11 protein-coding genes are annotated in these 11,810 nt (G+C 31.0%); 7 read left to right on the forward strand and 4 right to left on the reverse strand.

The genetic code is table 11. The features are described 5' to 3' along the window. Positions 1 to 30: 30 nt before the first annotated feature. Complete coding sequence (locus SOI86_RS05230; RefSeq protein WP_320680808.1) at positions 31 to 507, reverse strand: hypothetical protein; 477 nt, start codon at positions 505 to 507, stop codon at positions 31 to 33. A 266-nt stretch (positions 508 to 773) separates the two neighbouring features. On the opposite strand from SOI86_RS05230, the gene SOI86_RS05235 reads away from it, so the two are divergent. The 3 genes from SOI86_RS05235 (at position 774) to SOI86_RS05245 (ending at position 4,035) form a co-directional block, all read left to right on the forward strand. Continuing rightward, positions 774 to 2,009, forward strand: a complete 1,236-nt coding sequence (locus SOI86_RS05235; RefSeq protein WP_320680809.1) for a putative peptidoglycan glycosyltransferase FtsW — start codon at positions 774 to 776, stop codon at positions 2,007 to 2,009. A gap of 82 nt (positions 2,010 to 2,091) precedes the next feature. Beyond that, complete coding sequence (locus SOI86_RS05240; protein ID WP_320680810.1) at positions 2,092 to 2,748, forward strand: cytochrome c biogenesis CcdA family protein; 657 nt, start codon at positions 2,092 to 2,094, stop codon at positions 2,746 to 2,748. Beyond that, positions 2,749 to 4,035 (forward strand): cytochrome c biogenesis protein ResB, encoded by a 1,287-nt coding sequence (locus SOI86_RS05245; RefSeq protein ID WP_320680811.1) that lies wholly within the window; start codon positions 2,749 to 2,751, stop codon positions 4,033 to 4,035. Here the strand turns inward: SOI86_RS05245 and queF are convergent. Beyond that, on the reverse strand, positions 4,032 to 4,442 hold the full coding sequence (queF, locus tag SOI86_RS05250; protein ID WP_320680812.1) for a preQ(1) synthase: 411 nt from the start codon (positions 4,440 to 4,442) through the stop codon (positions 4,032 to 4,034). The genes SOI86_RS05245 and queF overlap by 4 nt on opposite strands. 177 nt (positions 4,443 to 4,619) lie before the next feature. Between queF and SOI86_RS05255 the strand changes: the two genes are divergently transcribed. Next, positions 4,620 to 4,865: a hypothetical protein gene (locus SOI86_RS05255; protein WP_320680813.1), complete on the forward strand. Its 246-nt coding sequence runs from the start codon at positions 4,620 to 4,622 to the stop codon at positions 4,863 to 4,865. 24 nt (positions 4,866 to 4,889) lie between these two features. Further along, positions 4,890 to 5,228, forward strand: coding sequence for a P-II family nitrogen regulator (locus tag SOI86_RS05260; RefSeq protein ID WP_011377098.1), 339 nt, complete (start codon positions 4,890 to 4,892; stop codon positions 5,226 to 5,228). A 1-nt stretch (position 5,229) separates the two neighbouring features. On the opposite strand, the gene SOI86_RS05265 is transcribed toward SOI86_RS05260, so the two are convergent. Next, positions 5,230 to 6,042, reverse strand: a complete 813-nt coding sequence (locus SOI86_RS05265; RefSeq protein WP_320680814.1) for a TlyA family RNA methyltransferase — start codon at positions 6,040 to 6,042, stop codon at positions 5,230 to 5,232. A gap of 281 nt (positions 6,043 to 6,323) precedes the next feature. Here SOI86_RS05265 and purB point away from each other — a divergent pair, with 281 nt between their 5' ends. Further along, positions 6,324 to 7,619, forward strand: coding sequence for an adenylosuccinate lyase (gene purB / locus SOI86_RS05270; RefSeq protein ID WP_320680815.1), 1,296 nt, complete (start codon positions 6,324 to 6,326; stop codon positions 7,617 to 7,619). 48 nt (positions 7,620 to 7,667) lie between these two features. Continuing rightward, a complete protein-coding gene (locus SOI86_RS05275) occupies positions 7,668 to 9,053 on the forward strand; it encodes a class II fumarate hydratase (RefSeq protein ID WP_320680816.1) in 1,386 nt (461 codons plus the stop codon). Between the two features lie 9 nt (positions 9,054 to 9,062). On the opposite strand, the gene SOI86_RS05280 is transcribed toward SOI86_RS05275, so the two are convergent. Continuing rightward, positions 9,063 to 11,789, reverse strand: coding sequence for a DEAD/DEAH box helicase (locus SOI86_RS05280; protein WP_320680817.1), 2,727 nt, complete (start codon positions 11,787 to 11,789; stop codon positions 9,063 to 9,065). Positions 11,790 to 11,810 lie beyond the last annotated feature (21 nt).

Here is an 11,810-nt window from a genome sequence, read left to right on the forward strand (position 1 = left end):
ATTGGTAAATTTCTGAATAAGAAAATCTACTTAAGAACGTGAAAAATAAAGAATGAGTGAAGGTTTATAAATAAAAAAACCTATCATTGCAGGAAAAATATCTAAAGATCCTAGCTTGCTCGCAAAAATAAAGAGGCAAACTGGAACCAATAGTTGCAATTTTGATACACCTGATGATTCTTTACCAAGTTTTCCTATACTTTTAGCAAGCAAACGTAAGTAAAAAATACCGGCAATTGCACCTATAAAAATACTAAAACCAAAAGTTAATCCGAGAAAAATTCCTGTTATTGATGCTAATAAAATAGAAACAATAAAAGTAATTCCAAAAATTGTTAATTGCAATTTTGAATACTCATCAATTTGAGAAAGCAAATTATCTATTTGATTGGCAATGCCAGATTTTCTTTCTTTGATGATCGAATTATCGAGGGATTGGGGAAATTGAACATTCTCATTAGAAGTATGCTCAAGTTTTTTTCTATTTGAGTCCACTGATGTGAACATAGTTTAAAAACCCCCTCTGATTGGTTTGAAGTAAGTATATAAACTCACGGAATCTATCACGGAGAGGTACCTTTTAGCTAGTTTTTTTCTATAAAACATTAATTCTTAAGATTTATGATGAATCTATAGACCATTTTTTACTTTATTCTTCAAGAAAAAATTTTGTAAAAAGGCATCTTTTTAATTGATTTACACTTTAAAACGTTAATAAAAGACTTGGCAAAATCTCAATTAAACGTCTCAATAGTACATATACATCTAAACAGTTGGTGATAAGTCAAGAAAAAATAAAATATAAAAGAATTTCTAAAAGAAAAAAAACCTTTAGTTCTGATATCAAAAAGAATCGCAGCAATTTAATAGAATCTATATTTCCCATACCTTGGACAATATGGCCTTATGAGGCAAAAATCCTCATTATGCTCGTTGGAATTTGGTCAATTTTAGGAATATGTATTCTAGGATCATCAAGTTGGTGGGTGGCTAGCAGGGAAATGGGAAATTGGGCTTACTTCCTAAAAAAACAAATTATATGGACAATTCCAGGCATTGCTCTATTTTATTTAGTTCTTAATACAAACATTAGAAAACTTTTAAAGTTGTCAAGAATTATTTTTTATATTTTTTTCTTTTTAATTTTCCTAACCAATATTACTGGAATTACAGTAAATGGATCTTCAAGATGGCTATTACTAGGCAATTTACGTCTGCAACCATCTGAATTAATTAAACCTTTTCTAATACTAGAAGCATCTAACCTTTTCGCTCATTGGAATCTGATAAAGAATGATAAAAAATTAATTACAATCATCTCATTTGGTTTATTAATTTTATTAATACTAAAGCAGCCTAATTTAAGTACTGCATCATTAACTGGAATTCTTTTTTGGGTTATTGGTTTATGTGGAGGCGTAAAACTTAGCTCTCTTTGCTCATTTGCCTCATTTGGATTTATTACTGGATGTATTAGTATCCTAAATAACGAATATCAGAAACTTAGAATTACTTCATTTATTGATCCTTGGAAAGATCAACAGGAAAGTGGATTTCAATTGGTTCAGAGTTTATTAGCAATAGGTTCAGGCGGTGTATTCGGTCAAGGGTTTGGTCTATCTATACAAAAATTACAGTACCTACCTTTTATGTATACAGATTTTATTTTTGCCATTTTTGCGGAAGAATTTGGTTTATTAGGGTGTACTTTATTCTTAGGATTTTTAGCGGTTTTCTCCTATATAAGTCTCAGAATTGCTCTTAAGTGTAGAAACAACTATACAAAATTAGTTGCTATCGGATGTGGTGTATTGTTGACAGGTCAATCAATAATGCATATTGCTGTAGCAACAGGTTCAATGCCAACTACGGGGTTACCACTACCCTTCATTAGTTATGGTGGGAATTCATTAATCGCATCTTTTTTTATTGCAGGGATGTTACTGAGATGTTCATTAGAATCTACAGGATTCATAGGTATTATTAGTACACGAAAGACTCTTAATTAGTTAGAATTTAAAAGATTTAAGTCAAGCTATCGAATCATTTAATTTAGTTATTTCGGAATTATCTCAAAGAGGTAATCTGCTTATGCAGAATGGTCTTAATAATCCTGGCCCATTGACTATATTTTTAGTTTTCAGCGCAGGACTTTTAACGAGTCTTGGACCATGTTCATTATCATTACTTCCAGTCACAATTGCTTATATAGGAGGAACAGAGAAAAATAAATTCAAACTTTTTAGTTTTTCAGGAGGAGTCGTTTTTTCACTCGTTGTACTTGGGGCTGCTAGTGGATTTTTAGGTAAAATATATGGACAAATTCCATCTTATTACACTTCATTTGTTGCCTTAATCGCAATAATAATGGGTTTAAATTTACTGGGGATTATAAAGTTTCAGTTCCCTAATGGACCAGATTTTAAAATAATTGAAGATAAAATACCATCATTTCTAGCACCTTTTGCTATAGGAACTACTTTTGGACTAGCCTCTTCACCTTGCATTACTCCAGTTTTGGCAACTCTTCTGGCTTGGGTATCGCAAGCTAAAAATCCGACAATCTCTATTATTTTTTTATTTTTCTTTGGAATAGGCCAAGTAACTCCATTAGTTGCAGCAGGAGCTACTGCAGAAAACTTAAAAAAATTTTTAGAGCTTAGAAAATTTAGTCAAATAATTCCTACTTTAAGTGGGATATTTTTAGTTTCCCTAGGATTATTAAATTTATTTGCCAATTGGATTTAAATGATAATTTTTAAGAATTTAATTTTAAAAATATCAAGTTTAAGATTTGCCATATCACTAATAATCTTTATAGCTACTTCAAGTGCCATAGGAACTTTCATTCCTCAAGGTAATAATAAAAAATTCTATACTGATATTTTTGATGATGCTCCAATTTTTGGATATTTAAATGGAGAAAAAGTCTTAAAACTTCAATTGGATCATGTTTATACAAGCTTTTGGTTTGTATTTGCCTTACTTCTTCTTTGCATTTCTCTCGCAGCTTGTAGTTTCAGGAGGCAAATCCCTTCCTTAAAAGCTTCATTAAAATGGATTGAATATAAGAGTGAAAAAAAATTCAACAAACTGCAATTAACTTCAAGTCACCAAATCAATGATGAGGAAGACCATATATCAAAAGCCGATTTATTACTTAAAAAGAGAGGATGGAAAACATACAAATTTAAACGTCATATTTCTGCAAGAAGGGGTTTAATTGGTAAAATCGGTCCTTTAGTTGTACATATTGGATTAATAGTCTTACTTATAGGTTCAGCATATGGGAGTTTTACAAGTCAATCAAAAGAACAATATTTATTGCCTGGAGAAAGCTTGTATCTTATTAATGAGAGCACAAACTCAAAAGCTAATGTAAGATTAGTTGATTTTTCTATTGAACGAGAAAGTGATGGTATACCGAAGCAGTTCATTTCAAAGTTAGATTTTTCTTCTGAAGATTTAAAATTAAATGAAATAAAAACTGCCAAAGTTAATCACCCAATAAGGTTTAAAGGATTAACTATTTATCAAGCTGATTGGTCAATATCAAATGTGGTTTTAGAAATAGATAATATCCTTTATCAATTACAATTAAAGGAGATTCCTGAAATAGGCAATCAAGTCTGGGGGGTTTTAATTGAATTAGGTTCAGAGACTAAAAAAAATTTCCTATTAACCATAGATAATGAAAATGGTCCACTTAAAATTTCCAATATAGAAGATTTTTCCGAGAATATTCTTTATATCAATGAAGAGCCCTTGGAAGTTAACTCTTCAAAATTATCTTTGAAGGAAATAATCCCAAGCAGTGGATTAATAATTAAAAATGATCCGTCTATACCATTTATTTACTTTTCTTTCATATTAATAATTTTTGGAACAATAATAAGTCTTATACCAACTAACCAATTATGGATTCTTGTAAATAAAGAATCAAAAAATTTATCCATTGGAGGCCTAAGTAATAAAAACCTAGTTGGTTTTAAAAAAGAATTTTTAAAATTATCAGAAGAAATAAAAAATCTTTAAATTTTTTTCTGGCCACTAAAAATATCTAACTGCATAGAAACATTTCCTCTGGGGTTAAACGCAGCATTTAAATGTATCCAGTGAGGTGAGCCTGCATTCACTAAATCATCCATAATTCTATTAACAACTTCTTCGTGTGATATTTTCATATCTCTAAAATTATTAATATAAAGCTTTAAAGACTTCAACTCATAGACTCTCAAATTAGGTTGATAAATAATATTTAGCATTGCAAAATCTGGATAACCAGAGAAGGGGCATTTACATGTAAATTCAGGTAACTGGATAGAAATCTCATAAATTCTTTTCTTATTTGGATTCTCAAAACAAATTATTTTTGATTCTTCAATAATTCTTTCACCATAAAGAGGTCTTTGTGTCGAATCATCTAATTTAGCAGTACTCATTTTTAGCAGAACTTATTTACTAAAACTATATAAAAAGATCAAAATTCGCAAAATTTCAAAAAGCTTAAGTATTACAATTGACTAAGTCAAAAGCGGGGAAATCTTATTTTTGTATCAATAGTAACATTAACAAAGCCACTCTAAAGGGTTATATGTTTTCAGTTCGAAGAAACATTTATGGACATTTGTTTGATAACTATCGATAACAACTTAAATAAATCCATTCAACCAAAAAGCCCATTTGGAATGTTATGGCTTCAAACACACTTCGAAGATGATAAGTGGGAAGCATTATCAAATAGTACAGTAATTATTTCTGAGGAAAACTCCAAATTACTAATTGAAGACGCAACTAGTGCAGGCCTTAGTATTAAATGTTTTTCTGATATTTCAATGTTGGATGTTTTTCAAAAAAACAATTAAAATGACAATATTCAATCTTTAATCATGAAGAAAATTGAGGCAATCATACGTCCATTTAAGCTAGAGGATGTAAAAATTGCATTAGTAAACTCTGGTATTGTTGGAATGACAGTTAGTGAAGTCAGAGGTTTTGGAAGGCAAAAAGGGCAAGTTGAAAGATATAGAGGTTCCGAATTTACTGTTGAATTCCTTCAAAAACTCAAAGTAGAAGTTGTCGTAGAAGATGAAAAGGTTAATTCAGTCATAGATGCGATTGCTGAAGCAGCAAAAACTGGAGAGATAGGTGATGGAAAAATATTCATCACATCAATTGATTCTGTTGTTAGAATTAGGACTGGCGATAAAGATGAAGAAGCTCTTTAATTCAAAGAGTTTCTTTTACTAAATTTTGTATATATTCAGTATTAATTATTTTATTTGATGGACTTCCTAAGGTCATCCAAGCTAAATATTCATGATTTCCAGCAGGACCTACTAGCGGAGAAGCTATCAAATTCTTTATATTCCATTGGAAATTCTTAGCAGCATAAATAACAGACTCTATAGCCTCAGTATGGAATTTAGGATTACGAACTACGCCACCTTTGCTGACTTTATCTTTACCCACCTCAAATTGGGGTTTAATTAAAAATATGCCCTCAATACAATCACCTTCTAATAAATTACCAATAGATTCAAAAACTAACTTTAATGAAATAAAAGATAAATCAGCAACCACAAAATTTGGTAATTCATGACTTCTAGATAAAAGATCGTTAGGTTTTAAATTTCGAATATTTGTTCGTTCAAAAAGTATAACTTTTGGGTTATTTCTAATCTTCCATGCAGTTTGTCCATAACCAACATCTATCCCATAAACTAACTTTGCTCCTTTTTGCAATAAGCAATCAGTAAATCCCCCAGTAGAGATTCCTGCGTCAATACATATTTTGTCTTTTACTTTAATTTCAAGTTTTTTAAATGCCTCCAATAATTTTTCACCGCCCCTTGATACAAACATAGGTGCGGAATCAATAAAAAATTCAGATCCAATTAATACTTGTTGTCCAGGTTTATCCAATACTTTTCCATTAATATCTCTAACCTTGCCGGCAAGAATTAAACCTTGGGCTTTTTGACGAGTTTCACATAAACCTTTATTTAGAAGATAAAGGTCTAATCTACTTTTTTTAATCATCTATTAATCAATAAAAAAAAGACTGAATAATGAACTTCTACAAGATTAAGATCCAAATTCTTTAATACCTTCCAATTTTAAATTAGAACTAAAAAATTACCCATTATTAACGAAAGGAATAAATACAAACATTTTTATATTCAAGCTTTTTTATTAGCCAAAAAAATGTTACATAAGAAAATAATAATCAGGCAAATATGTTCAATGGCAAGTACATCTTTAAGGTATAGGGCAATAATTCGATTTTGTTATAAAGTTTAAATTGATAATAAATAAAAATTGTGATTGAGCGTTACACATTACCCGAAATGGGAAAAATCTGGACTGAAAGCGCAAAATTCCAGAGTTGGCTTAAGGTTGAAATAGCCGCATGTGAAGCAAATTTTTCACTCGGGAAAATTCCTGAGAATGCAATGAAAGATATACGTTCAAATGCAAAGTTTGATGAATCTAGAATTACAGAAATTGAGAAAGAAGTTAAACATGATGTCATAGCATTTCTTACAAGCGTTAATGAATTTGTCGGAGATTCTGGAAGATATATACATGTTGGTATGACCAGTAGTGATGTACTTGATAGTGGCTTATCTCTTCAGTTAAAAGACTCTTGCGATTTGTTATTAGAAGAAATTGAGAAATTAGAAAATGAAGTCAGATTATTAGCAAGGAAGCATAAAAATACATTAATGATTGGCAGATCACATGCAATTCATGGGGAGCCAATTTCCTTCGGTTTTAAACTTGCTGGATGGTTAGCAGAAATAATAAGAAATAAAAAAAGATTGTTAACACTGAAAGAATCTATAGCCATTGGACAAATAAGTGGTGCAATGGGAACTTACGCTAATACGAATCCCAAAGTAGAACAAATAACTTGTGATTTACTCGGCTTAAAACCAGATACAGCAAGTACGCAGGTTATATCAAGAGACAGACATGCAGAATACGTGCAAACTATTGCACTAGTTGGCGCTTCTCTAGATAGATTCGCAACTGAAATAAGAAATTTACAAAGAACTGATGTTTTAGAAGTTGAGGAGGGCTTTACAAAAGGGCAAAAAGGAAGTTCTGCCATGCCTCATAAAAGAAATCCTATTCGAAGTGAAAGAGTAAGCGGTTTAGCAAGAATTTTGAGAAGTTACGTCTTAACAGCGCTAGAAAATGTTCCACTTTGGCACGAAAGAGATATAAGCCATAGTTCAAATGAACGTATTATGTTACCTGACGTATCAATCTGTTTGCATTTTATGCTCAGGGAAATGAAAGATATAGTAAGCAATTTAGAAGTTTATCCAAAAAATATGCTCAAAAATTTAAATATATATGGTGGTGTAATCTTTAGTCAGAAAGTTTTACTTTTGCTTGTAGATAAGGGCTTGTCAAGAGAAAAAGCTTATAGCTTAGTACAAAAAAATGCGCATCAGGCTTGGAATACTCAGAATGGGAATTTCAAACAAAATATAGAAAGAGATAATGAAATAATGAATTTTATTGGTCAAAGTGAGTTAGAAGAATGTTTTAATCCTTCAATTCATCTCAATAATTTAAGTGTAATATGGGAGAAGTTAGATATCTAGGATTACTGAAAACCTTATCTAAGTTAAACCAGTGTTTTCAGAGGAATAATGACAAAAAACTTTAGGATTGAAAAAGATAGTATAGGAACAATAGAGGTTCCCATCGAAGCTTTGTGGGGTGCTCAAACACAAAGATCGATAATAAATTTTTCTATTGGAGAAGAATTAATTCCAATTGAGTTAATTTATTCACTCACCCTCATAAAAAAAGCTGCTTCAATTGCGAATTTCAATTTAGGGTTAATAGATAAAAGAAAAAAAGATTTGATTGTAGAGGCGTGTACAGAAATACTTGATGGGCTTCATGATTCACAGTTCCCCCTAAAGGTTTGGCAAACAGGTAGTGGAACGCAAACAAATATGAATGTTAATGAGGTAATTTCAAATATTGCAGCATTAAAAACAAATTCAGAGCTTGGTAGTCATCAACCAATTCATCCGAATGATGATGTAAATAAATCTCAGTCAACTAATGATACCTTTCCTGCTGCTATTCAAATATCTGTTGTTAGTGAAATAATCAAAAATTTAGTTCCAACGATAAGAGAACTTACGAAGATCCTTGATAAAAAAAGTGAAGAATGGAAAGACCTTATAAAGATAGGAAGAACCCATTTTCAAGATGCAGTGCCCCTTACTTTTGGGCAAGAAATATCAGGATGGTCAGAGCAACTTAAAGATGCTGAGAATGCAATTATTATAAGTCTGAATGAATTGTATTTCTTACCTCTGGGAGGAACTGCAGTTGGGACAGGGATTAATTGTCCTAAAGGATTTTGTGAAGAGTCTATAAAATCAATTTCCTATGATACTAATTTAATGTTCTATAAATCAAAAAATAATTTCTCTATCATGGCCTCGCATGATCGTCTAGCTCAAGTAATGAGTCAGATAAAAATATTAGCAGGCGCATTATTTAAAATTTCAAATGATATAAAAATTCTATCTTCAGGACCAAGGTCAGGAATATATGAATTAATTATCCCTAAAAATGAACCAGGAAGTTCTATCATGCCTGGTAAAGTGAATCCGACTCAATGCGAAGCCTTATCAATGATTTGCACTCAGATAATGGGTTTTGAATATGCAGTTTCAATGGCAAATTCTAGCGGCACTTTACAGATGAATGAATATAAGCCTCTGATTGGATTTAATATTCTTACAAGTTTAAAATTACTTAAAAATGCAATAGAAAACTTCAGGATAAAATTAGTTGTTGGGATGGAACCTAATCAAAAGAAAATGAAGTTAAATTTAGAAAATTCACTAATGTTGGTTACAGCCATAGTACCAAAAGTTGGGTATGAAAAAGCAGCTGAAATTGCAAACCTTGCCTTCAAAGAATCATTAAATTTAAAAGAGGCAACACTTAAATTAGGTTATTTAAACGAAGATGAATTTGATGAGGCAATGAATATTAATTCAATGATTTGACTAAAAAATTTAAGGATTATTATCAATTCTTTTTGTTGCAGGATTAATATCTTCAGAGACTTTTATAAGATCATTAGATTCAGAAACAGGAAAACGATTAATAGCTTTTAATGCTTGCTTTGCTTTACTTTTTAATTTATTACTAACACCAATACAATATTGCACTTGTGAAAGAACATCAATTGATCTTCTAATAATCCTCACTACATCACCTTCGTCTAATGAAGTATTAAAAACCAAATCTTTCCATTTTTTTCCTCTTGCCCATTCAGAAATAATTCCAGTCAACTCAGTTTCTAAATAGATAGGAATTTCAATATGAAACTTATTTTGTTGAAAAGAGACTAATTTTCTTAAACCATCTAATTCATTAAAAATATCTATTACCTTTAAAGAAGGCTTGAAATTACACCAAAGATTAGGCCTCCTTACATCAACACATATAGCTTGAATAATTGCAGCTAACTCAGGAGGATCTAAATCGTCTAAATAACCACTAACTAAAACAAGACCAATCCATAATTCATTTTCACTTCTTATTGCACCAACTGTTTGTCCAACTTCTGTCAATTCCAAATCATTTAAACAACCAAAATGATTCAAAATTTTAATCAAATCGGTAAAAGTTCTCCAGTTATGATTTTCTTTATCCTCAAGAAGTTTTTTTCTCATATTTATTTCTTGTTCAACATCAATAATTCTTTTTCTATATTTCTTTAATTTCCTAGAGTCTCCAAATCTATGTGCGGGATGATCATTAACAGTTTCTTCTAAATTATTAATTTGTTGCTGTTGTGCCAAAACTTCGGATGTCAGATCATATTGTGGAGTTTGTAAATCATTTTTTTTAGAAACTTCTAAAATTCGATCCGCATAACGCTGCGACATATCATCTCCCCTAAATACCTCTCCAGAAAAATAAATCTTTGGTACTTCTAGTCCTGAGACATCAATTACATCCAAATCATTAAAAATACTTACTATGTATGAGGGTTTTATAAGAATAAATAAATTATCAATTGTCAAACATAATAAACTCTTAATTTTTTTGGATTCATATATTTTCTTACAAATTAATCCTGGAACAATTTTTCTTTTAATTTGAGGAGCTTTGATTGAAATTAAGCTTCCATCTTTAATATATGGTAGTGCATTAGCTATCTCTTCTGATAATTTTTTTGCTGCTTGTTTTTCTAAAATTTTCAAGAGTCTTCTCTCTTCTTTAAGACGATTTTTTAACTTTTCGTAGGCATCAAAATCTTTCCATGAAACATTAGATGTAATTTTTTTTAATTCAATTAAATCCTTATCTAAATTTTCAAGAATTATATTCTCACCTGAGGATTCACCTAAATATAAAAAACTACCAAAACTTCTTTTAATTAATTCTTTAGACTTCTCTAACGTATAACTTTGTAAAAGATTAAGTACCATTCCATAGCTAGGAGTGAATTGACTCTCTAAAAAATTTGGTTTACTAATAGCCAGTGCACTTGCTTCCTTGGCACCTTCAAATCTTGTTTGTAATGTAAGAACATATCCCTGAGTATCTTTTCCTCTTCTTCCAGCTCTTCCTGACATTTGCAAAAATTCACTGCTAAATAATAATCTATGCCCATCTTCTGTCCTTTTTGATAAAGAAGAAATAACAGTTGTTCTTGCGGGCATATTTATTCCCGCAGCAAGAGTTTCAGTTGCAAAAACAACTTTTATTAAACCTTGCTGAAATAATTCCTCAACCAATTCTTTCCATGCAGGCAATAATCCAGCATGATGAGATGCAATACCGCGTTTTAATGCCTCGCATTGAGATTTATCTTTAATTGCTTCCTGATTATTTTTAAGATAAACATCTAATTTTTGGGATATTATACTTGCTTCTGAATAACTTACTAAAGTTAAATCTTTTATATTCTCAATAGCCTTGTCACATCCTCTTCTACTAAAAATAAAATAAATAGCTGGCAACATATTTCGTTCAGCTAGTTTCGAGATCACAAAGCCAATTGAGGGAGAATTTGGTTGCATTATCCTGCCCACTTTTCCTCTTATTTTCTGCCCTTTAGGAGCTCTCCAAACCTTACAGTTTGGATGAATTCCATTACCCTTATTATTTAAAAGTGGATGGAAGCCTTTAACACTGCAAAACATAAAATCAAGTGGGACTGGTCTCTTATCACTATTAATAAGTACAGTGGGGCCATGAACTTTTTCTATCCAATTTTGTAGTTGATCTGCATTGGCTATTGTTGCTGATAAAGCTATTATTTGAGTTCTAGTAGGGCAATGGATTATAGTTTCTTCCCAAACTGTGCCTCTTTGGGGGTCATTCATATAATGACATTCATCAAGAATCACAGATTCTAAATTTTCTAGGGGATCATCAAATTCATCAAATTCGCCATAAAGCATGTTCCTAAAAATCTCAGTCGTCATGACTAAGATTGGTGCTTCTCTATTTATACTTATATCTCCAGTTAAAAGACCAACTTTATTCTCACCATATTGACTAGCAAAATCTCTAAACTTTTGGTTTGATAAGGCTTTTAAAGGTGTTGTATAAAAAACTCTGCTGTCATGAGATAAGGCTCTATATATAGCAAATTCACCTATCAATGTTTTACCCGAGCCTGTTGGTGCCGTTAAAACAACAGAATTTCCGCTATTAATAGCTCGTATTGCTTCTAATTGGAAATCATCTAGGGGAAAGGGGAAATATTCCTCTAAATTAAGCAATAATTGTGATTGAAGAGAGGA

Origin of the sequence: Prochlorococcus sp. MIT 1314 (genome assembly GCF_034093315.1) — a bacterium.
In the GTDB taxonomy this organism is placed as follows: Bacteria; Cyanobacteriota; Cyanobacteriia; order PCC-6307; family Cyanobiaceae; genus Prochlorococcus_A; species Prochlorococcus_A marinus_Y.

Coding starts and splice junctions, on each gene's coding strand:
- SOI86_RS05230 (WP_320680808.1), bottom strand. CDS start 507: ATGTTCACATCAGTGGACTCAAATAGAAAAAAACTTGAGCATACTTCT.
- SOI86_RS05240 (WP_320680810.1), top strand. CDS start 2,092: ATGCAGAATGGTCTTAATAATCCTGGCCCATTGACTATATTTTTAGTT.
- SOI86_RS05245 (WP_320680811.1), top strand. CDS start 2,749: ATGATAATTTTTAAGAATTTAATTTTAAAAATATCAAGTTTAAGATTT.
- queF (WP_320680812.1), bottom strand. CDS start 4,442: ATGAGTACTGCTAAATTAGATGATTCGACACAAAGACCTCTTTATGGT.
- SOI86_RS05255 (WP_320680813.1), top strand. CDS start 4,620: ATGGACATTTGTTTGATAACTATCGATAACAACTTAAATAAATCCATT.
- SOI86_RS05260 (WP_011377098.1), top strand. CDS start 4,890: ATGAAGAAAATTGAGGCAATCATACGTCCATTTAAGCTAGAGGATGTA.
- SOI86_RS05265 (WP_320680814.1), bottom strand. CDS start 6,042: ATGATTAAAAAAAGTAGATTAGACCTTTATCTTCTAAATAAAGGTTTA.
- SOI86_RS05275 (WP_320680816.1), top strand. CDS start 7,668: ATGACAAAAAACTTTAGGATTGAAAAAGATAGTATAGGAACAATAGAG.